Consider the following 24,115-nt stretch of genomic DNA (forward strand, 5'->3'; position numbering starts at 1 on the left):
ACAATGAAAAAAATAATATATATCTGTTTAGGCTTATTATTGATAGGGATGAGTGCCTGCAATGATTATCTGGATATAAACGACAATCCTGATAACCCCAACAATACCGTGCCTACTCCCGATCTACGGTTAAGAGGTATTCTGCAAAACTTTGTAGACAGCTATGAATCATCGGGAACCAGAGGTTGCTGGTTTACAGGAAATATCGGAAAATCTTACGGGACAGCAGCGAATGATTATCTCATCAAATGGGATCCGCAATCAGCCTCTACCACATGGCCATATCAGGCATGGTTTATATATACAGCTGCCAATCTGAAACCATTGATTGAAAAGGCTACAGCAGAAGAAGCATGGTCATATGTAGGTGCAGCAAAACTGATACACGCATGGGGATTTATGACAATGACTGATGTATATGGTGAAATGCCCTATACTGAAGCCCTTACCAATGTAATCACTCCGAAATACGACAATGGGGAAACTATATTCTACGGATGTCTGGCTATGCTGGACGAGGCAATCGCCGAATTCCAGAAAGATCAGCCTGCAACTGCAACATCTTTTGCCAGTGGAGACTTGTGGAATGGAGGGGATAAGGATAAGTGGCTAAAACTCGCTTATGGTCTCAAAGCCCGCTGGCTGAATAACTTATCGAAAAAGAGTATATATGATCCTGACGCAATATTGGCTGCTTTGGACAAAGCACCTAAAAGCAACAGTGAAAGTACAATTATGCGTTACGTGAATTCCGCGAACGAAGATGAATCCGCTATACGGGCTTTACAACATCAGAATTTATCAAATACGACTTCACGTATTACAAAATGGTACCTCGACCTGTTGACAAATACCTTTACAGGAGGTAGCGGAGTAGTAGACCCTCGTACCGACCTACTTGTTCCAAGCGGACAATATATGATAAATAATGAATTGAAATATGTACGTGCCGTAGGTGTAGATTTTATAAAGAGTGATATCCGTACTAAATCGGGCCCTGTAGCTTTCGATATTTATTCCAGGACACAGGATATGAACGGAAATGTTTTCCCTGAAGCTAAAGATATTTGGTATAACGCCACCCAGCTGGTAGACAGAAGAGGTGACTCTATATACACACCTATCTATTCCGAATTACTATCATGGATCAAAGCTTCACCCGGAGATGTAAATGACGACCGGTATATAGCAAACCGGTATAATGGAAAAACAGCACGTATCATCTCAACAGGCACATTCTATACCCGTGCCGATGGTCCGGGTCACCTGCTTGCATATCCTGAGATGTGTTTTATCAAAGCCGAAGTTCTTTTCCGCAAAGGAGACAAGGGTGGAGCTTTAACAGCGTACAAAGACGGTATCAGAGCCCATATGGAACTAATGAATGATAAATTAAAAGATTATGACCAGAACGTATTCGGAAAGCAGGTGATACCGGCCACTGCCATCGATGACTTCCTGAAAAGTGCTGCTGTTGCACAAAGTGCAGCAGAACTGACTATGGCCAAGATTATGCAACAAAAGTTCATTGCCTGCTCATACTCGTTACAAAACTGGAACGATATGCGCCGCTTCAATTACAGTGCAGGGAATATCAAGGACTTTGGAGTTGTTTATATCGATTTCGATCGTCCATATGAATTCAACAGTTCCAGCAAAACCCATTTCCCGACAGACGACCCGAAGAACGAGCGTTATTGGATACGGAGATTTCAACATTGTACAATAGAGACAGGTTATAACTCTGAAAACCATGCCGCTTCAAACCCTGAGGCTAAGTTACCTACAGTGAATTCGCTTCCGGTATGGTGGGATACAGCCGATTAAAATTTGTTTAGCATACGATCTCGTTACTCAGATTAGTAACAGTACATCAGAACAAGGGGTGAACAGCCTGTGTTTGCCCCTTGCTTTTCTTCAACATCTGATTATTTTTGATTATAAACCGAATATCAATAAAAAATGAAAGTACTCAAATCATTAATTCTTCTGCTGTTTCTTTCTCTTTCCGGTTTTGCCCAAAGCAATAAGGTAATAGTAGGTGCAGAATCGACAAATGAATATTTCCCTATCCTGAAAAACAAGCGTGTAGCGATAATGTCCAATCACACAGGTATGGTCGGGAAAGAACATTTAGTAGATATATTGGTAAAAAACAAAATCAATATGATATGTATCCTGTCTCCTGAACACGGATTCAGGGGGAATGCCGATGCCGGAGAACACGTTTCGAGTTCTGTTGACGAAAAGACCGGAATACCGATACGTTCATTGTATGACGGAAAGGATCAAAAACCAAGTCCGGAGACAATGGACTCATTTGACATCCTTATCATTGACATTCAGGATGTAGGTCTGAGATTCTACACCTACTATATCACCATGGCCCGGCTAATGGATGCATGTGCCGAATATAACAAGAAAGTAATCGTTCTGGATCGTCCGAATCCGAACGGACACTATATAGATGGGCCTATTCTGGATATGAAACACAAATCCGGTGTGGGATGGCTGCCAATACCTGTGGTACATGGCATGACATTAGGCGAACTCGCCCTGATGATAAACGGAGAAAGATGGCTGCCCCAATCCCGTGTCTGCGATGTGACTGTTATTAAATGTAAGAACTATACACATCAGACATTGTACCGGTTGCCAGTCGCGCCATCTCCCAATTTACCGAATATGAAGTCGATATATCTTTATCCATCCACATGCCTGTTCGAAGCCACACCTGTGAGTTTGGGAAGAGGCACTGAATTTCCATTTCAGGTATACGGACATCCGAATATGACAGGATATTCATTTTCATTCACACCCCGAAGCATTCCGGGTGCAAAAAATCCACCTCAACTCGACCGTGAATGTTTCGGCGTAGACCTGAGAAATATACCGGATGAAGAAATATTTAAGAAAGGTTTTGACCTGTCATACATCATAGATGCTTATAAAAACTTAAATTTGGACGACCATTTCTTCCGCCCGTTTTTCGAAAAGCTTGTAGGAGTATCTTACATACGGAAAATGATAATGGAAGGACGATCGGCTGATGAAATAAAAGCAATGTGGAAAGACGACGTTGAAAAATTCAGACAACAGCGCAAACCATACCTTTTGTATGCCGAATAATTAACATAATATAATCTTCGACCAAGAATAAATACTTATACCTGTATGGATCCAATATTAATACTTATTACCATTATCGCCTATTTTGCCGTTCTGTTCGGAATATCGTATATAACGAGCCGTAAGGCCGATAACGAAAGTTTCTTTGTCGGCAACCGGAAATCATCGTGGTACATCGTCGCTTTTGCCATGATCGGATCGGCTATATCGGGCGTTACGTTCGTATCCGTACCCGGTATGGTGGCTGTAAACAATTTTGCTTATTTGCAAATGGTTATCGGTTTCGCAGTAGGGCAATTCATTATTGCATTCGTACTGATTCCTCTATTCTATAAAATGAACCTGACCTCCATTTATGAGTACCTTGAAAACCGTTTTGGAATATCCTCATATAAGACAGGCGCATGGTTCTTCTTCATTTCCAAGATGCTTGGGGCGGCAGTGCGCTTATTCTTAGTGTGTGCCGTACTTCAATTTCTCGTATTCGAACCATTTGGTTTACCTTTTATTCTCAATGTAGCAGTATCTATTGCCCTGGTTTGGCTATATACCTACAAAGGTGGCGTAAAAACACTTATCTGGACCGACTCGTTCAAGACCTTATGCCTCATTGTATCGGTAGTTATGTGTATCTATTATATCGCTTCCGATATGGATTTCAGCTTTGATGGCATGTTATCGTCCATCTATGACAATAAATATTCGCAAATATTCTTCTTTGACGATATTAATGACAAAAGATATTTCTTCAAACAGTTTCTCGCGGGAGTGTTTACGGTGATTGCAATGACCGGACTAGATCAGGACTTTATGCAAAAAAACCTTAGTTGCAAAAATCCGAAAGACTCCCAAAAGAATCTTATCGTAAGCGGTGTGCTTCAGATTGTTATTATTTTACTATTTTTAATGCTTGGAGTACTTTTGTATATGTTTGCAGCAAGCAATAGTATAGCTATTCCGGAAAAGAGCGATGAATTATTCCCTATGTTGGCCACAGGTGGGTATTTCCCTGTCGTAGTAGGAATACTATTTATCATTGGTCTCATTTCAGCGGCCTACGCAGCTGCGGGTTCGGCGTTGACATCCCTGACCACATCTTTCACTGTCGACATATTAGGCAGTTCTAAAAAAGGGTCGGACAGTACGACAACCAACAAAAGGAAAAAAGTACACATGGCGATGGCCATTGTTATGGGAATAGTTATTATTGTTATTAATTTATTGAATAATACGTCGGTAATAAATGCAGTCTATGTATTAGCCAGCTACACTTATGGGCCGATATTGGGGATGTTTGCTTTTGGTATATTTACCAAATTAACAGTGAAAGACAAATACATACCACTTGTAGCAATCCTCTCACCACTACTTTGTCTTATAATAGACCTGAATTCTGAGAAGTGGCTCAACGGTTATTCCTTCAGTTATGAATTACTGATAATGAATGCGGCATTTACATTCATAGGTCTGTTATTATTAACAAAGAAGACAAAGGTTGAAAAAGAATAAGAGCAATTAAGATAACGATAACGTAAAGAACAACAAGATATGATTTTATTAGCAGATGGCGGTTCGACCAAGGTTGACTGGTGTTTAATAAATAAGGGTCAACTGGTAAAACAAATTTTCACAAAAGGAGCAAATCCATTCTTCTGCACACGCGAAGAAATCAGCGAAGAATTAAAAATCTCACTTGCTCCCGATATGTCCGGCTATAAAATAGAAGCCATATACTTTTACGGAGCGGGCTGTGCCTTCCCGGAAAAGAATGAAATAGTAAGGGCTGCTATTGCCGATAATTTCAAAGTGGAAAATATAGAAGTAGGAAGTGACTTACTTGCCGCAGCCAGAGGATTATGTGGTCACAACAGCGGTATAGCCTGCATTATCGGAACAGGATCGAATTCTTGTTTTTATGATGGGGAAAACATTATTTCAAATGTTTCTCCATTGGGTTATATCCTGGGTGATGAAGGAAGCGGTGCCGTGTTAGGCCGTTTGTTTATAGGCGCATGTCTTAAAAATCAATTGACACCGGGAATAAAAGAAAATTTTCTTAGCCAATACAATCTGACTCCGGCCAATATTCTCGAAAAAGTATACCGTCAGCCCACACCAAATAGATTTCTGGCCAGTTTGTCTCCGTTCATTCTCGGGAATATCAATGACAACACAGTATATAATCTGGTATATAATGCATTTAAAGACTTCTTCATCAAAAATGTAATGCAGTATGAATATAAAGATTACGATGTACACCTCACCGGGTCAGTTGCATTTCACTATCAGCAAATACTGAGAAAAGCGGGTGAAGATTTAGGGCTGAAAATCGGCAAAATTACACAGTCCCCGATGGAAGGTCTCATCACATATTATAGTAGCCAACAGGCCGTAAGTGCAAATATATGATTTGCATTTCAAGATTTAAAGATTTCATAATTTAAAGATTAGGCGATTTAATTCTTAATTCTTAATTCTTAATTCTTAATTAAAAATGTCCTTTATAAAAATAACAGAACAGCCATCATTATACGACAACCTGGAAAATAAATCTGTCCATGAACTTCTGACAGATATAAATAAAGAAGACCAGAAAGTTGCTTTAGCCGTAGAAAGAGCTATACCTCAGATAGAAAAACTCGTATCACAGATCATACCCCGTATGCAACAGGGTGGCCGCATCTTTTACATGGGAGCAGGTACAAGCGGAAGACTGGGTGTATTGGATGCATCAGAGATACCGCCTACATTCGGTATGCCGAATACACTTGTGATAGGTCTTATAGCAGGAGGAGATACAGCTTTGCGGAATCCGGTAGAAAAAGCCGAAGATAACCTGGAGGCCGGATGGCATGACTTACAGGCATATAATATCAACGAAAAGGACACGGTAATAGGCATTGCGGCATCGGGAACAACCCCTTATGTTATAGGTGCTTTGCGCGAAGCCCGGAAACATGGAATCCTGACAGGCTCCATTTCCAGCAACCCTGATTCTCCTCTGTCGCAGGAGGCGGATGTCCCGATAGAAATGGTTGTAGGCCCCGAATTTGTAACCGGCAGTTCCCGTATGAAATCGGGTACAGGTCAGAAAATGATATTGAATATGATTACTACCTCTACCATGATTAAACTGGGACGGGTAAAAGGAAACCGCATGGTAAACATGCAACTATCCAACGATAAGCTTATAGACAGAGGAACCCGTATGATTATAGACGAATTGGGACTGGACTACGAGCAGGCGCAACGACTCTTGTTATTGCACGGGTCGGTAAAAAAGGCAGTGGATGCTTACAAAGCCGATCATCTGTGATTGACTTTTAGGCATCAGTATTATTATGAACTACCTCGTGGCAAAACTGGCGAGGTATCAATCTTCATAACCCAAATAAAGTAAAGGAGGTCTGACATGATGAAAAGAATAATAATTCTTCCTATATTATTAACCTTGGCATACAGCACGCTTTTCGCTCAGTCTCTGCCATTGGTTAACCCTAAAAAAGCAGGCTTGGATAAGTCCAGGCTGATATATGCAGACAATGCCATTAACCAGTCTGTTCAGGATGGGGATATCCCCGGAGCTGTACTAGCTGTGGTAAGACATAAAAAACTCGCCTATCTGAAAGCCTATGGTAATAAACAAGTTTATCCTGAAACAGTAGCAATGACTACAAATACTGTTTTTGACCTCGCATCATTAAGCAAATCCGTATCTACGGCAATTTCTACAATGATACTGCTGGAACGGGGACAGTTGAGGCTAAGGGACCAGGTAGCTATGTATATTCCCGGATTCCAGCCATGGACAGATACTATAACAGGACGAAAAAGGAATATAAGGATTATCGATTTATTAACCCATACCTCAGGGCTTCCACCCTATGCTCCCGTAGAAGAATTAAAGAAACAATATACTGTTCCGAATCCCGATGGATTAATTACCTATATATCGAATGTGAAACGTAATAATGAGCCAACAAAAGTATTTGATTACAGTTGCCTCAACTTTATAACCCTCCAACGCATCATCGAAAATATATCCGGCATGAGCCTGCAAAACTTCGCCAGACAAAATATATTCAGTCCGCTGGGGATGAAGCATACCGATTACAATCCTACGGGTGAAACACTCGACTGGACGGCTCCGACCGAAAAGCAGGCTGACGGTTCGGTACTGAAAGGAAAAGTGCACGACCCGCTGGCCAATATAATGAATGGTGGGGTTTCGGGTAATGCAGGCGTATTCTCCAATGCGGAAGATATTGCCATACTTGCCGCAATGCTGCTGAATGACGGAGAGATTGACGGTATACGCATATTAAGCCCTTTAACTGTCCGTGCCATGCGCTCCGTACCGAAAGGGTTTGAGGGATTCGGCCGTTCACTGGGATGGGATGTATATTCGGGCTATGCCAGCGACGGAGATTTATTCGATGTATCCGCATACGGGCATACAGGCTATACGGGAACATCTATTACTATAGACCCCGACTCCGGTACTGCGGTTATACTGCTTACCAACAGGGTACATCCCGATGATAAAGGCGCTGTATCACGTCTTCGCGAAATAGTGGCAAATGTTGTAGCTGCATCTATTATAAAGGTTAAGTAAATGAATATTTCAGCACACATAATAAGAAAGTATATCATTCTTTCCCTCTTATTGCTAATATCCATAGCTTTCAGGGGACAGGACTTTCGTTTTGCCGTAGTGACCGATATTCATCTCAACCGCAACAACCCGCTCCCGGAAGAAGACCTGATAAATACGGTCAACGATATTAATACAAACAAGGATATAAAGTTTGTTCTGGTAACGGGAGACATCAGCGAATCGGGGGATTACCAATCTTTGCGAAAAGCAAAAGATATACTGGACCGGCTAAACGTAAAATACTACGCCATATCCGGCAACCACGAAACTAAATGGAGCGAATCGGGTGCTACCGATTTCGGGCATATATTCGGCTCCGAACGCTTTGATTTTGAGTATGGAGGTATCCGCTTTTTCGGATTCAATACAGGTCCCGTTATCCGTATGATGGACGGGCACATAGCCCCGCAGGACATTAGCTGGCTGAAACAGGAACTAGCTGCCATGCCATCCGGACAGCCTGTGATTCTGGTCACCCACTATCCTTTGCTCGACAGCGATGTAGATAACTGGTGCGACCTGACCGACGCTGTCCGTAGCTATAACATCAAATCCTTTATCGGCGGGCATTACCATAGCAACAGGCTATTTTCATACGACGGAATTCCAGCTTTTATCTGTCGCTCCAATTTGCGGGACAAACAAGACAATACCGGAGGATATTCCATATTCAATGTCACCTCTGATTCCCTTATCGTATATGAACGAAAGATAAAACAAGAACCTGTAAGATGGGGTGCATATTCTCTAAAAAAGGTATATTATAGGGCGGATAATAAAACCTGTTCAGGTTATGACCTTTCCGTTAATAATGAATACCCACAGGTAAAAGAAGTTTGGACAACATCGAACGGGTCCGCATTCTATACATCTCCCGTAATATCGGGAGACAAAGTTTATGCCGGCGATGATTCCGGCGTATTTTCCTGCTATTTCGTAAAGGATGGTACAAGAGACTGGAGTTTCACTTCGGAAAACCGTATCGTGGGCACTGCCGCAGTTTACAAGGATATTGTCATATTTGGTTCTGCCGATAAAAACATATACTGCCTCGATACTAAAAAAGGAAAGCTGCGGTGGAAGTATAACGCCGATAAAGCTGTATTAGGCTCTGCCAGCATCGATAATGGTATTGCTTACATTGGAGCCAGCGATAATACATTCAGGGCCATCGATATCAAAACAGGAAAATTGGTATGGGAATTCCCTGAAGTAAAAGGATATATTGAAACGCACCCGTTGATTTACAAAGACAAAATCTTTTTCGGTGCATGGGATGAAACTATGTATGCTTTGGACAAACATACAGGCCGGTTGCTTTGGAAATGGGCAGAAGGCAGGAAAGGAATCCTTTATTCTCCGGCTGCAGTATGGCCTGTCGCTGCGCATAACAGAGTATTCTTCACAGCTCCCGACCGCGTGATGACCGCTGTTGATGCCAATACGGGAAAAACTATATGGAAGATGTCCGACTGGAAAGTCAGGGAAACCATCGGCTTATCGGAAGATAAAGAGCGGTTATACAGCAAAACAATGCAGGACAGCGTCGTCTGTTATTCCGCTACAAGTGGTAAACCGCAACAAATTTGGGCGACAAATGTAGGTTATGGATACGATCATGCACCGTCTATGCCTGTCGAAAAAGATGGTGTAGTATTTGGAAGTACCAAAAACGGAATCATCTTCGCTATTGAAGGAAAAACGGGCAAACTGCTCTGGAAACACAAAGTTGGAAATTCTATAATCAATACCGTTTATCCGTTAAACGGTAAAGAATGTATTTATACAAGTGGCGGAGGGCTGGTAGGGTTACTTCGTTATGAAAAATAGATAATAGATAACATATAAAATTAAAAATTATGGGAAGCCGTAAGATAACGTTATTTATATTTTTCTCCTTTATCCTGTCTCTTACATCCACCGGGATAAGGGCGCAGGAAATAACAAAAGATGTGACTGATAAGATCGGTGAATATCTAACCAAAACCATTAATCAGCAAACGCGTATACACCCTGTAACAATTGACTCTGTCGACATACAGAAAAAAAAGATCCGGCTGTTTGCCAATGTCAATTTGTCCTTTGGGGGCTTCGACAGGCAACTGGTAGACGGCATATACGCAGGGGTGAAGGAATATCTGCCGGATAATATGAAAAATTATCATGTCGAACTTTTTTCCGACAAGTACAAAATAGAAGACTATATTCCGCTAATCAGGAAAGAAAAATTTACCAACAAAGTTGATAAGCCGTTAATAACACGCCTGTCTCATCCTGTAAAGAGCAGCAAAGGCCTTCAGAACCGCCATATCGCCATGTGGCAAAGTCACGGCTGGTACTACGAACAGAAGCTGTCCCGCTGGGAATGGCAGCGTGCCCGCGTCTTCCAGACAGTAGAAGATTTATACACGCAAAGCTATGTTTTACCATACCTTGTCCCTATGCTCGAGAACGCGGGAGCAAATGTTTTCCTGCCACGCGAACGGGATACACAAAAGCATGAAATAATTGTAGATAACGATAAATCCTTAAACAACTCTGTTTATAAAGAAACAGCAGGAAAAGAAGCATGGACAAAGGGGGACAGTACCGGATTCGCCCAGCTGAAAGAAGTTTATCTGGACTTGGAAAATCCATTCCGGGATGGTACATACCGGCAGGTGAAAACGATAAATAAAGGAGATGAAAGCGTTTGCGAATGGTTGCCCGACATTCCGGAAAAAGGAAAATACGGAGTGTATATATCTTATGCCAGCCTGAAAAACAGCAGTGAAGACGCCCGTTATACCGTGTATCACACCGGAGGAAAAACAGAGTTCAGCATCAATCAGACTATGGGGGGCGGCACGTGGATATTCCTCGGATTCTTCTCCTTTGACAAAGGTAAAAATGAGAATTGTAAAATCACCTTATCCAACAAAAGCGCGAAAAGCGGGCGGATAATTACTGCCGATGCTGTAAAGATAGGGGGAGGTATGGGAAATATCGCACGTACCACCGATCCCGAAAATCTAAAGCAACCCGATGATACGACTGTATCTAAATTTCCGCCGATAAAGTACGAACTGGAAACGAGCAATCATCCCCGCTATACAGAAGGAGCGCGTTACTGGCTGCAATGGGCAGGTGTTCCCGACAGCGTGTACAGATGGACAAAAGGGAAAAGCGACTATACGGACGATTATCAGAGCCGTGGGTTATGGGTAAATTATATGGCGGGAGGATCTCCTGTTATCCCGAAGGGGAAAGGATTGAATATCCCACTGGATATGGCAATGGCTTTCCATACTGATGCGGGCACAACCTACAATGATTCTATCATAGGCACGCTGACCATCTGCATGACGCATATAAACGATGAGATATTCGCGAACGGCACTCCGCGTATTACTTCCCGCGACCTTACATCCCTCATCATGGACGAAATAGTGAAAGACATACGCACCAGATATGAGCCGGACTGGACACGCCGCCATATATGGAACCGCAATTACAGCGAAGCCCGCATGCCGGAGGTGCCGACTATGTTGCTGGAGTTGCTCTCCCATCAGAATTTTGCCGATATGCGCTACGGACTCGACCCGGCTTTCCAATTTACGGCAAGCAGGGCTATTTATAAGGGAATACTTAAATTTATTGCTTATCAGTACAACTTCGATTATGTAGTGACGCCGTTGCCGATAAAATCGTTCAGTACCGAGTTTACAGGAGATACTCAGGTGAAACTGCAATGGTTGCCGGTAAACGACCCGTCGGAACCGACCGCAACACCAAACAGTTATATCGTTTATACCCGTACGGATAATAACGATTTCGATAATGGTATATTGGTAAAGGATAACCAGACGACTATCGATATAGAGAAGGATAGGATATACAGTTTCAAGGTAACGGCAGTAAACGAAGGCGGTGAAAGTTTTCCTTCCGAAATATTATCCGTTTGCAGGAAATCGAATGAGAAAGGAACTATCTTTGTTGTCAACGGGTTTCAACGGGTATCTGCTCCCGACAGCTTTGCCAGCAGTGACAGCATTGCCGGATTTTTAAGCTATAAAGACCATGGAGTGCCCAATAAGAGCCAATATAACCTTATAGGCAGCCAGTATGAGTTTCGCCGCAAAATACCGTGGATGGACGATGACGCAGCCGGATTCGGAGCAAGTAATTCCAATTATGAAACGACTGTAATTGCAGGTAACACATTCGATTATCCGTTTGTACATGGTACATCCATCGTAAATGCAGGCTACTCCTTCGTGTCTGCTAATACGGAAGCCGTAATGAACGGTCTGGCTGATATGAACAATTATAAACTGACAGACCTTATATTAGGAAAACAGAAACAAGCAAAAATCGGACGTGGCGCATTTCCCCCACGGTTTAAAACCTTCCCTGACGAATTACAGTCGAGAATAACAGATTATTGCAACCGGGGAGGAAACATATTTATCAGCGGCGCCTATGTGGGTACAGACCTCTGGGACAACGAATTTGTAAATGAAGAAGACAAGGTATTCGTGCAAAAGGTATTAAAGTATAAATGGCGGACAGGGCAGGCAGCGGTAACAGGAAAAGTCAAAAGCGTGGCTTCACCTTTCACACAGCTCACAGGAACTTACAGTTTCTACAATCAACTGAATTCGGATTGTTACGCAGTAGAATCGCCTGACGCCATAGAGCCTGCGGATGCAAACAGTTTCACCGTATTCAGGTATAGCGAAAATAATCTGAGTGCGGGAATAGCTTCTGATGATAATTATAAGACCTGCGTTTTGGGTTTTCCTTTCGAGACAATCAGGGAAACACCTTTGCGTGACCAACTGATGAAAAACATTCTGGATTTTATGTTTAATAGAAAATGATTAAGTAATGAATAATATTTATTGTCGCATTTGTTTTATAGGAGGGTGTTTCAAAAGTAAAACTACACTATCAAAGTGTTACTCTCTTTGTCATCCTGAGAGAAACGAAGGATCTCGACTCTGAGAAACGAGATGTTTCACTCCGTTCAACATGACAAAGAGAAAGTGAAAAATACTTTTGAGACAGCCTCCCACAGCCAAAATATATCAATAAACGCTTTTATTTAATAATAACTAATATGAGAATCAACAATATAACAAAACTGGTTGCAGCAGCTTTAATTCTCTTATCTGCCTGTCAGAATAAAGAAGAAAACGCACCTTATCCCGAACTTGATGCTCTCGTAGACAGTGTCAGAATGAAGCATGTACCGGACAGGCGGGATAATGTATATGACATCAAAATTGTAGAGAATGAAGGCAAGCCTGTCATAAAAGGGGTGACTTCTCTGGAAGAAGCCAAAGCCGATTTGCTGGAACAGATCCGGAAAAGTAATCCGGCGGCAATAGACAGCATCAGTGTATTACCTGATGAAACGGTCGGAGAAAAAACATATGGAGTGATTAACGTTTCGGTAGCAGATGCACGCATGGGTGCAAGTTATGCCGCTGAAATGGGAACCCAGCTATTACTGGGAGCGCCTATACAGGTTTTGCAACACGACGACTGGTGGAGGATAAAGAGCGCGGAAGGCTATGTGGCATGGACGACCGGCAGCTCATTTGTAAGAATGACAAAAGATGATTTCAATAAATGGATAACTGCAAAGAAAATCATTTTCACAGATGATTACGGCTTCGGATATGAAAATCCTGATGAAAAGAAACAAAGGGTATCCGATCTTGCATTCGGCAATATGCTGAAACTGGAAGCCGACAACGGACGTTTCTATAAGGTATCTTATCCTGACGGCCGCATCGCTTATATATTGAAAAGCCAGAGCAAACCCTATGAAGAATGGCTGGCATCAGTCAGACTGACAGAAAAGAGCATTCTGGAAAAGGCTCTGTCTCTCAAAGGTATCCCGTACACGTGGGGCGGTACATCCGTCAAAGGCATGGATTGCAGCGGATTTACCAAAACAGTGATGCTGATGCATGGAATTATTCTTATGCGGGATGCTTCCCAGCAGGTAAAGACCGGCATTCCTGTGGATATAAGCAATGGTTACGAAAACCTGCGTCCGGGTGACCTAATGTTCTTCGGAAAAAAAGCGCAGGACGGAAAAAAAGAACGAATACGCCATGTTGCCTTTTACAAAGGTGATAAAGAGTTCATCCACGCTTCGGGATATATAAGGATAAACAGTCTGGATTCGACCAAAGCAAATTATGACGAACTAAATACCCGCGAGTTTGTACGGGCGTCGCGAGTTATCGGTGCTGTGGATACTAAAGGAATCTGGAGTATAAATAATAGTCCGTTATATAAGGAGCAGAGATAATTAGCGAATTAGCATATTTGAAAATCAGCAAATGGAGCGCAAGCGGCAATATCATTTGCTAATATGCTAATATCCGAACCTGCTAATTATTTTTTATTTTTCGTTTTTCACTTTTAATTTAATAATATATGGCACAATCAAGACGTGATTTTCTGAGAAAGACAGCATTGGCCTCTCTTGGTGCCGGTCTGGCTGCCGGCTCCCCATTGAGCATATTCGCACAGAAAGGTAAAGACAAGGTGGCAGGCAGCAAAGGAAAAATGAAATTCAGCTTCAGACCTTTCGACCTGCAATTGAGACATGTATTTACTATCGCTAATTTTTCACGTACAACAACCCCTGTTGTATTAACGGAGATCGAATATGACGGTATTACCGGATACGGGGAGGCCTCTCTCCCGCCCTATCTGGGAGAAACGCAGGCATCTGTTATGGACTTCCTAAAAAAAATAGACCTGAGCCAGTTTTCCAGTCCGTTCGAGCTCGATGATATACTCACCTATGTAGATAAAATAGCGGAAAACAACACGGCGGCAAAAGCATCTGTGGATATAGCCCTGCATGATCTTGTGGGTAAGATCATGGGACAACCGTGGTATAAAATATGGGGGCTGGATAAGTCGAAAGCACCGTCCACGACTTTCACTATCGGAATAGACACCGCCGATGTGGTGAAAGAGAAGACCAGGGAAGCCGCGCCGCTTTACAATATTCTGAAAGTAAAGCTGGGACGCGACAATGACAAGGAGATGATAGAAGCTATCCGTACAGTGACCGACAAGCCTATTGCCATAGACGCCAATCAGGGCTGGAAAGACAAACATCATGCACTGGATATGATATACTGGCTGAAAGAAAAAGGGATAGTAATGATAGAACAGCCGATGCCGAAATACAACCTCGACGATTCGGCCTGGGTAACAGAAAGGAGTCCCCTACCTGTTTTTGCGGATGAATCTTTCCAACGGTTGAATGATGTATTGCGGCTCAAAGGCGCTTTTACGGGTGTAAATATCAAACTGATGAAATGTACGGGAATGCGGGAAGCATGGAAGATACTGACGGTAGCCCGCGCAGCTAATATGCAGGTAATGATAGGTTGTATGACGGAAACTTCCTGTGCTATTTCGGCAGCGTCCCAATTATCCCCTGCTGTGGATTGGGCAGACCTGGATGGAAACCTGTTGATAAGTAACGATATTTATAAAGGGACGACTGTTGTTGACGGGAAATTGATATTGAATGATTTGCCGGGAATAGGGATAGAGAAGTAGTATCGAACAGGAGCCAGTCATAAAAATCTCTCGCAAAGACGCGAAGGAAGTATTTATCATTTAAGAAAAAATTTATCTATATACTAGAATTGAATAGACTGAACAATTGCATTTTAGACATAAAAAGTAACATCTGAATAAAATTGAAAAACGTGTTACTTTTGTTACTTTTTTATTTAAACGCAAAGTAAAAAAGTAACAATGAAAAACAATACAAAAGTGTCAAATTTGTCAAGTTTTGTGAGTGTACCGGTAAACACTACTAACTGATGACTGCTAACTGTTCACTGTAAAAGCTGTTACTTCTGTTACTTTTTAACTATAAATAGTTAACGAAACAAAAAAAAGAAGATCTATGAAACACTTATATCTTATAATAATCACACTGGCAATATGGGGATGCAATACCCAACGACCCAAGCCTGTGAGTCTGGAGCAGATAGATACGGAAGAAAAGGCCGGAAACTTTACGAAAGCCTCTTATCTGATCGACCTGTATATTGCCGGGAATAGACCTTCTGCCGATACAATCTATGACCTCAACCGGAGAAAGGATAAGATGCATCGTATAGCTCTGGACTTCAACAAGGACAAAGAACCGGTAATGGAATATATCAGGAAATATTATCCTGATGTAAATGATGATATGCTAGTCAAATGGGAAGTAAATAAATCTCTGGAATATATGGTTATAGACGGTCAGAAGAGATATTTCAGCCGTGGAGCAAGCAACCTGTTCCGTCTGGATAAAGATGCTATCGCAAAGAAAAAGGAAGTAGATAAACCGGGGACAGACGCAAAGGAAGAAACTCTGAAAGTACATCTGCCGGAAATAATATCTGTATTGGGAAAAACAGGAAAAACCCAAATGCCTCCCGTTGCAATGAGAGTAAAATATGAAGTGACGCTGAAACCGAATGCAGTACCCGAAGGTGAAGTTGTAAGATGCTGGCTTCCGTACCCGAGAGAGGATGAGCGCAGACAATCGGAAATAAAGTTGTTGTCGGTAAATGACGATAATTATATTATATCCCCGTCTGAATATGCACACCGCACATTATACATGGAGAAAGTTGCGAAGAAAGACGAGCCTCTGAAGTTTGAGATAGAATTCTCTTATAAATCGGCGGCAGAATGGTTCAATCTTGAGGGCAAAGAGATCAAGCCATATGATACAAATAGCGACCTGTATAAGACATATACTTCCGAACGGGCTCCCCATATCGTTTTCAGTGATTCTATCAAAGCCATATCGGAACGTATCATCGGCAACGAAACAGACCCTTATCAGAAGATGAAAAAGATATTCACATGGGTAGATGAAAATTTCCCATGGGCGGGCGCACGGGAATACTCGACAATAGACAATATCCCGGCCTATGTACTGGCAAATAATCATGGCGACTGCGGACAAGTAACATTGTTGTTCTTAACGCTGGCACGCTATAATGGCATCCCCGCACGCTGGCAGAGCGGATTTATGATGCATCCGAACGGACTGAACCTGCACGACTGGAGTGAATTCTATATAGAAGGTACCGGCTGGATACCAATGGACCAGTCATTCGGTATCAACAGGTTTACAGATGATGAAAAAGTCAGGTACATATATTCTAACGGGATGGACGCGTACCGCTGGATAGTCAATAACGATTATTCCCGGCCTCTGTTCCCCGGAAAGATTTACCCACGAAGCGAAACTGTGGATTTTCAACGTGGCGAGTTGGAATGGAAGGGAGGAAACTTATACTTCGACAAATGGAGCTGGGACTTTGATGTCACATATACTAATAACTAACCGGAAGGTTATTCACTGAAACTAACATTTTTTTTTAGGGTTCTCACAGAAAAGGCTTTAGCCATATACCCGTACAGGTCAGACTAAAGCCTTTTTATCTATTCGTTCTTTGACGTCTTGTTTACTACCTGCAACAGATTATTATTCCATAATCTTATACTCACTTTTCTGTGTATATGTACGGCCAAACATATCAGTTGCCCGAACCTCTATCTCGTGAATTCCTATGGATAAATCCGTCGCTATATTCCCCATCCAGATATGAGTTGATAAAACCGGATTCGAAGGACGTTTTCCCTCTTTCAATTCATCTGATAAATCCCAGCTGAATACATTATTCAAATAAGCAGGATCAGCAGTTTCGGTCCAGTCCATCTGCTTCCAGTCTCCGCCGTCAATCCGGTATTCAACGGCATCATTCTGTGTCCCCATAAAGAAATTCGCATAAATTTTAGATGATGTCCGCTTTTTATATCCTACTACTTTCGGATTAAATATCTGGATTTGATAATCTTTGCTTTTACCTGCTACTTTATAATCAATTGTATATTGGTTTCCACTAATATTGAGAAAAGCATATCCCCTCGGAGTACCATCTCTCATAGTACCATCAGGTACCCCCTGTTCGGTTATATCGCCGGAATACCAGTCTCCGGAAGTAGTACCGGCATTGTACTCGTGCAAAGGCTTATGCTGAAGCCAACCATCCCGTACCCCATAGAAATTATGCTGCTGCGTATGCATATGTGCCGAAATAGCCAGTACATTAGGATAATCCTTGAACAGAGAAAATAATTTTTGCCTGTCTTTCAGTCTGAATGAGTTATTTTCATTCAGCAAAGGAATGTGGAAGACTAAAACTATCAATCGGTCTTTATTAACGTATTTCAAATCGTTTTCGATAAAATCCAACTGGTCTTTACGAAATCCGGCCCAGTATTTCTCCACTTTGCGGGGGTCCGGATAAAGAATATCATCAAGGATAACAAAATGAGCTTTACCATAATTGAATGAAAAATTTGCAGGTCCGAAATTCCTCTCAAATGTTTCGTCTGACAGGATATCGGTTTTGGCATCGTAATTCATATCATGGTTACCAATTACGTTATACCACGGTATCCCTACATTTTTTACCGCCTTTTTATAAGGAAGGTGCAAATCGAGATTATCACCTGCAATATCACCTAAACTTATACCAAAGCTCACCCCTTTTATATCCTCTACTTCCGAAACAATACCTTGTGCAAAATATTCTACTTCTTTTTCAGAATAAGGTTGCGGATCACCAAACAACAGGGCCGTGAAATTATCCGTTTCCGAAAATGGCAGCAACGGAAAATCAACGGATTCAGGCAAGTTTCCGGTAGCAGGTACACCCTGATATTTAAAGGACTGAGGCGAACCATCAGGCTTGTGAATATAATAGAACCGAGGCAGGTTGTCTTCATTCAGCGGAGTCTGATAACCGGTAGGTTTTATTACAAATATTATGTTATCATCTCCTACCGGCAATTGGTAATAACCTTGATTATCCGTTTTTACGACATCCACACCATTTGAAACTAATATATCCGGCAGGCCTTTTTCCTGTTTATCCTTTACTCCGTTCTTATTGGTATCTTCAAATACAAATCCTTTGACTGTGGACAAGGTTTGCGCTTGTACATCCGCAAATAAGATTATGCCTAATATTATTAACAGGTATCTTTTCATTGATTTACATTTATACATTAGTTTCTCGCCTCCATCTTAGTATTGTAATTTAGCAGATTAACCTGCTCAAAAATAGTTATAATATCTTCCGTCTTTTTGGCTCTATTTAAGGCTCTCTCAAATGCGGCACTGTCTTCATAAAATACAAAGTATGCAATGTCCAGATATTTTGACAATCTGCTCACAGCCTCGTCTTTCGATAGTAATTGTTTTTTAACGGCTTTCTTATAATACTTATCCATTTTCTCGACAGACTGCAAAATATCGGGTTTCTGTACTTCAATCTCAGAGTTATTAAGGCCTACCTTCGTTTCGTAACGTAGCAGATATATATTCTCCACAGCCTGCAGTTTACGGGCAATAAGGTCTCCCAGTTCATGCGAAGAATAATCTTTTATATCTTCGACCTTAATACCATCTCCATAAACATCGTATTCGAAATTCGGGGTTGTCTGTGCCTGCAATGACAATATTGTGCAGACAAATACAAATGATAAGCAAACAATCTTTTTCATATCTATTTCATTTTATAAGTTAGTATCGTTTATTTTTCCCACCACGATCTTATGTTGATATTATCACCACCCATATTCTCTGCGGCTTTTTGGTAATTAGTACTATTCATTCGCTTTATTTTAGGTGGATATTGGTATCGTACGGGCATCTTGCCATTATTCAGTAATCCTCCATTATCAGGGAGTACAGGTAGCCCCGTCCTTTTGTATTCGAACCATTGCTGGTAGTCATTGAAGAACAAGGTAAAATATTTCTGAAGCATTATCCTTTCGAAAGTATCATTGTACGCAGCATTTACATTACTGAAATAATTAGCCGGTACTACTCCGCCCCATTGCTCGATAGCTGCTTTAGTACCTTCTTCATAATAGGTCTTTGCATCTCCTGATATTATATTCTTATATGCTAGTTCTGCCATAATAAACTTAACTTCGGCATAAGTCATCAATACAATATTCAGGGGAGCCTTTGCTAATGCCTGATTTAGGTTAGACGGAGTATAATTGAATGTCTGAGTAATAGGACTACCACTTGGGATTCCTTTATATCCGATATTCTTTCCATCCAAGTCCTTCGCTTTCGAAGCCCATATAGGCAATCTTGGATCGTCCATAGCCACAAGGTTATCTATAAAAAATTCTCCTGCAGCCCGTCCTGTAGTAAAATCCTGCGGTCTGGAAATAGGAGGTAACTGGGGAGCCAATCCTGACAGAGCTAATATAGCCCCGTCTGCATTCTTCTCAAAAACAGGGTATTTAGCAGGATCATTCACCATCTTATTCAATTCTGCATATACATTCATTTCCGAATCCCTCTTGGAAATACGCAACAAACAGCGCATACGCAAAGAGTTGCAAAACTTTTTCCACTTCAGTATACCTTCTGTCTCAGTATTGGCATTATAGAGAAGATCTCCTATATAGGTCAATTTCTGTGATGTAATGAACATCTCATTTGCCGTCTCCAGGTCTGATATAATACGGGTATAAATTTCCTTCTGTGTATCAAACACGGGTTTTAATATCCCTTCTTCAGCTCGCGAAGCCTCTTTCATCGGTACATCGCCAAACGCATCGGTCAAATTTGCGTACAACCAGCTGTTCAGGGTCAGAGCGATTGCCTGTGAATTCGGGTCTTTAAACTTTATGGAAGCCTCATACATCTCTTTTACTGATGTCAGCCAATTATAATAAGTACTCCATACACCTTCACCGGATGTTTCCGTCATATAGTAATGTGCCCTGTCTGTTCCACTACTTGGATGATTTAAAGAAACTTGCATAAAATCGAAAGTCACATCATCAGCTCTCAGGTAATTGTAACTGGCCATTTCATATAAAATAGGACTTAACAGTGAGCCTTGTGATATTTCATCTATTCTGTTCGGGTCTTTGTTCAGTTCCTCAAATCCACTGTCACAAGCTGTAAAGCTGGTACCCAGTACACATAACACTATCGATATTTTGTCTAACACTCTCATTTCTTAATCTTTTTCATATTAAAATTTAACATTCAGGTTTATCCCCATAGTACGTGAAGAGGGCATTTGCCCCATTTCAGTTCCCGGAACAATTGTAGAACTATTTAACGCTGCCGCTTCCGGATCGAACAGAGGATATTCCTTTGTCCACATCCACAGATTACGACCAAATAAAGCTACTGCAAGAGAATTCAGCTTCAGTTTCTTTGTTATCGACGACGGGAAGTTATATTCTACCCTTGCTTCCCGAAGTTTTATGAATGTGGCATCGAATGAGTTTGTCTCCACATTTGCCCGGCGATAATAGTCTGCATAATATTGGCTTACCAGCACTCTGGTTGTATTTGGAGAATAAGTTCCATCTCCGTTAGCCACAACACCATCTCCTACCAGTTTACCATCTTCTGAGTCACGTCCGTAAAGGGTATGTTTCAATTTACCTTGTTCTGTCATTTTATGATGCGACTGAGAATAAACCAGACCACCATATTGTCCATCTATAGAGAAAGACACACGCACATTCTTTATTGTAAATTCATTTTGAAGACCGGCTTTCCATCCCGGATATGCATTACCTACATACTCTACATTTTCGGGTTTTGCCGTCAATCCTGTAGCAGCATCGTATATGACTTTACCTTCCGGATTGCGGAGCAACTTATAACCGTACATATCTCCCATAGACCCGCCTACTTTCGCATAATAATATACAGTTCCGGCTTGCGCTATCATCTGATCTTCATCATTATCCAGATCTTCAGAAAGTTCCATTATCCTATTCCAGTTCTTCGCCCAATTAAAGGAAGCTTTCCATTTGAAACTACGTTGTTCCATCAAAAGCCCGTTCAACACTATTTCCAGCCCCTGATTTCTTACTTTTCCGGCATTGATTGTGGCTTTGCCATACCCTGCTGTCGGATCGATGGGTACATCTATAATCTGGTTCTTCGTATAATTCTGGTATCCTGTAATATCTATACCGAGCCTGTTTTTAAACATCCGGAAATCTATTCCAGCTTCATAGTTAGTCGATATCTCAGGCTTTAGGTTCGCATTATATAAAGTTCCCGGTCTTTCAGCAGCACCCGAAAATTCACTTACAGAGTAATACTTTGCTGTCTTATAGGGGTCTGTATCATTACCTACCTGTGCCCAGGATAATCTCAATTTAGTAAAAGAGATCTGAGAAGGCATTTTAACTACATCCGACAGGACGAAACTACCACTGACAGAAGGATAAAAGAATGAATTGTTCTCAATAGGCAACGTACTCGACCAGTCGTTACGCCCGGTCACATCCAAATACAAGAACTTCTTATAATTAATGGTAGCTGTTCCATACAAGCTGTTAACCTGCTTATCCCGGTTTGTAGACCGCATGGTCGCATTTGTGAAGCCGTTGGACAATTTATACACACCCGGAGTCACCAGGCCTGTGATATATCCGGCCTTATAACGGTATTCACTCTTTCTCATATTGCCTCCGGCAGAAACTCTCAGCCCTAAATCCCGGTTAAACTGCTCTCTGTAAGAGAAAAGAAAGTCTGTATTTATCTCAAAGTAGTTAATATCCTCTTCTTTATAATAACCTGTAGCAAAGTTGGCCGTATTATAGGGACGATGCTGTTCCCTCGCCTCATGCGACATTTCTATACCTGTCCTCACCAGTAAGTCGAACTTCCTTGAGAACTGATACGTCGCACTCGCTGTACCCAATACCGAATTCTTATCCGTAGGATTTTCCATCTCATAGGCTATCAGATAAGGATTGTCTATATAGCTGCTGAAAGGATGTATCTGTTCTACCTGATCCTTATCTTTCTTCCAAATCGGACGGTACCAAGCCAGATCGACATTAGGATTCTGGAAGATCATGAAATAGGAGATAGACTGGTTATTATAGCCCGTTCCCGGCAGATTATCACTATTCCTGTTGGTAAAACTCACCTTAGACGAAAAGCGGAGCTTGTTTGTTATTTTATAGTCAAACGAAGTAGAAACCGATGTCCGTTTGAAGCCCGTATTAGGCATCATCCATTCATTGTTCTGATGTGTAAATGATGCCCTGAAACTCGCCTTATCCGATGCACCTTCAATGGATATACTATTGGTGAAATTTGTTCCGGTTCGCCAAAAGTCCTTTATATTATTCTTGTAGGGTTGCCATAACTGCCGCTCCAGACTCTGTCCTTCAACATTAGGGTCATACTGGAAATACATCTGTCCATCGAATTTAGGACCAAATGCACTACTGGTAGAACCGGTATTCGTTCCGTCTGCCGATGCCCCATATGAATAATACCAATTACCGTTCTTATCCTTAGCTTGTGTTCCTTGCCCGTATTCATACTGATAATCGGGCCATTTCAGGACATTATCGATACTGAAGTTGGAACTGAATGTCACGCCTATCCCTTTCTGCTTCGAACCTGATTTTGTAGTTATTATCAAAGCCCCGTTTGCGGCACGACTACCGTACAAAGCTGCAGCGGAAGCACCTTTCAGCACTGTTATAGATTCAATATCTTCAGGATTCAGATCACTCACAGCATCGCCATAGTCGACAGGAATATCGCTCCCCGAACCCGCACCATATGAGTCGGCCCCTGTACCTGTAGCCGAACCTCCGATCGGAACACCATCAATCACGATAAGGGCATTGTTCCCATCCATGTTCATGGAATTATCTCCACGTAATGAGATACGGGATGTTCCTAATGGTCCTCCACCGGGGCTAATTATACTCAAGCCAGCCACTTTCCCGGAGAGGGCCGTAGCCCAGTTATTAGACTTAGAGTCATTTAAGGATTGTCCTTCAATATTCTCAGTAGCAAATCCAAGACCTTTTTCTTCCCGCTTGATGCCTAATGCCGTCACAACAACTTCATCTAGTTGCTTCTGGTCTTCTTTTAATGTAATCGTATAGTGTTTATTGCTCTCTATCGCCATTTCAACCGGCTGATAGCCTATATATGAAATGCTCAGGATTCCCGTAGCCGGAGTTTCCAGAAAGAACTTACCATCCATATCCGTTACCGTACCGGTAGAAGTTCCTTTAACTTTTATTGTGGCCCCGATTACAGTTTCGCCACTCTCATCCTTAACCACACCGGTTATTGAGGTTGCCTTATTCTGGGCATTCAGCATAGAAATACCAAGCAGGAAAAAGAGTATAAGAATGGCTTTCCTGTTTGGTTTCGTCAGATTTACTTTCATCCGTTTATTTTTATTAATGATTAAA

The 24,115-nt window shown here is 41.8% G+C and carries 14 protein-coding genes and 1 pseudogene; 11 read left to right on the plus strand and 4 right to left on the minus strand.

Annotated elements, in window-relative coordinates:
- Nucleotides 1-3 precede the first annotated feature (3 nt).
- The 11 genes and pseudogenes from B3317_RS15980 to B3317_RS16030 all read left to right on the plus strand — a co-directional run bounded on the left by B3317_RS15980 (nucleotide 4) and on the right by B3317_RS16030 (nucleotide 17,165).
- Nucleotides 4-1,827, plus strand: a complete 1,824-nt coding sequence (locus tag B3317_RS15980; RefSeq protein WP_291113410.1) for a SusD/RagB family nutrient-binding outer membrane lipoprotein — start codon at nucleotides 4-6, stop codon at nucleotides 1,825-1,827.
- Nucleotides 1,828-1,962: 135 nt separating this feature from the next.
- Entirely contained in the window at nucleotides 1,963-3,129 is a 1,167-nt protein-coding gene (locus tag B3317_RS15985) for an exo-beta-N-acetylmuramidase NamZ family protein (protein WP_291113412.1), read from the plus strand.
- Between the two features lie 45 nt (nucleotides 3,130-3,174).
- Nucleotides 3,175-4,638, plus strand: a complete 1,464-nt coding sequence (locus tag B3317_RS15990) for a sodium:solute symporter (protein ID WP_291113413.1) — start codon at nucleotides 3,175-3,177, stop codon at nucleotides 4,636-4,638.
- Nucleotides 4,639-4,677: 39 nt separating this feature from the next.
- Nucleotides 4,678-5,538, plus strand: coding sequence for an ATPase (locus tag B3317_RS15995; RefSeq protein ID WP_291113414.1), 861 nt, complete (start codon nucleotides 4,678-4,680; stop codon nucleotides 5,536-5,538).
- 85 nt (nucleotides 5,539-5,623) lie between these two features.
- Entirely contained in the window at nucleotides 5,624-6,445 is an 822-nt protein-coding gene (gene murQ / locus B3317_RS16000; RefSeq protein WP_291113416.1) for an N-acetylmuramic acid 6-phosphate etherase, read from the plus strand.
- A gap of 99 nt (nucleotides 6,446-6,544) precedes the next feature.
- Nucleotides 6,545-7,729 (plus strand): annotated as a pseudogene (locus B3317_RS16005) (serine hydrolase domain-containing protein); the annotation flags it as partial.
- A gap of 15 nt (nucleotides 7,730-7,744) precedes the next feature.
- Complete coding sequence (locus tag B3317_RS16010) at nucleotides 7,745-9,616, plus strand: PQQ-binding-like beta-propeller repeat protein (protein WP_291113417.1); 1,872 nt, start codon at nucleotides 7,745-7,747, stop codon at nucleotides 9,614-9,616.
- A 29-nt stretch (nucleotides 9,617-9,645) separates the two neighbouring features.
- On the plus strand, nucleotides 9,646-12,648 hold the full coding sequence (locus tag B3317_RS16015; RefSeq protein WP_291113419.1) for a xanthan lyase: 3,003 nt from the start codon (nucleotides 9,646-9,648) through the stop codon (nucleotides 12,646-12,648).
- A gap of 239 nt (nucleotides 12,649-12,887) precedes the next feature.
- Nucleotides 12,888-14,093 (plus strand): C40 family peptidase, encoded by a 1,206-nt coding sequence (locus tag B3317_RS16020; protein ID WP_291113421.1) that lies wholly within the window; start codon nucleotides 12,888-12,890, stop codon nucleotides 14,091-14,093.
- Nucleotides 14,094-14,221: 128 nt separating this feature from the next.
- On the plus strand, nucleotides 14,222-15,367 hold the full coding sequence (locus B3317_RS16025) for a dipeptide epimerase (RefSeq protein ID WP_291113423.1): 1,146 nt from the start codon (nucleotides 14,222-14,224) through the stop codon (nucleotides 15,365-15,367).
- A gap of 355 nt (nucleotides 15,368-15,722) precedes the next feature.
- Nucleotides 15,723-17,165 carry a transglutaminase-like domain-containing protein gene (locus B3317_RS16030; RefSeq protein WP_291113425.1) on the plus strand — a complete coding sequence of 481 codons (1,443 nt, stop codon included), beginning with the start codon at nucleotides 15,723-15,725 and terminating at the stop codon, nucleotides 17,163-17,165.
- A 141-nt stretch (nucleotides 17,166-17,306) separates the two neighbouring features.
- Here the strand turns inward: B3317_RS16030 and B3317_RS16035 are convergent, their stop codons facing one another.
- The 4 genes from B3317_RS16035 to B3317_RS16050 are packed head-to-tail and all read right to left on the minus strand — an operon-like array spanning nucleotide 17,307 to nucleotide 24,090.
- A complete protein-coding gene (locus tag B3317_RS16035) occupies nucleotides 17,307-18,878 on the minus strand; it encodes a calcineurin-like phosphoesterase family protein (RefSeq protein WP_291113427.1) in 1,572 nt (523 codons plus the stop codon).
- A gap of 17 nt (nucleotides 18,879-18,895) precedes the next feature.
- Nucleotides 18,896-19,393, minus strand: a complete 498-nt coding sequence (locus tag B3317_RS16040) for a hypothetical protein (protein WP_291113429.1) — start codon at nucleotides 19,391-19,393, stop codon at nucleotides 18,896-18,898.
- Between the two features lie 29 nt (nucleotides 19,394-19,422).
- Complete coding sequence (locus B3317_RS16045) at nucleotides 19,423-20,874, minus strand: SusD/RagB family nutrient-binding outer membrane lipoprotein (protein WP_291113431.1); 1,452 nt, start codon at nucleotides 20,872-20,874, stop codon at nucleotides 19,423-19,425.
- An 18-nt stretch (nucleotides 20,875-20,892) separates the two neighbouring features.
- Nucleotides 20,893-24,090 (minus strand): SusC/RagA family TonB-linked outer membrane protein, encoded by a 3,198-nt coding sequence (locus B3317_RS16050; RefSeq protein WP_291113433.1) that lies wholly within the window; start codon nucleotides 24,088-24,090, stop codon nucleotides 20,893-20,895.
- Nucleotides 24,091-24,115: the final 25 nt, after the last annotated feature.

Source organism: Dysgonomonas sp. UBA7710 (assembly GCF_002482385.1).
Lineage (GTDB): Bacteria > Bacteroidota > Bacteroidia > Bacteroidales > Dysgonomonadaceae > Dysgonomonas.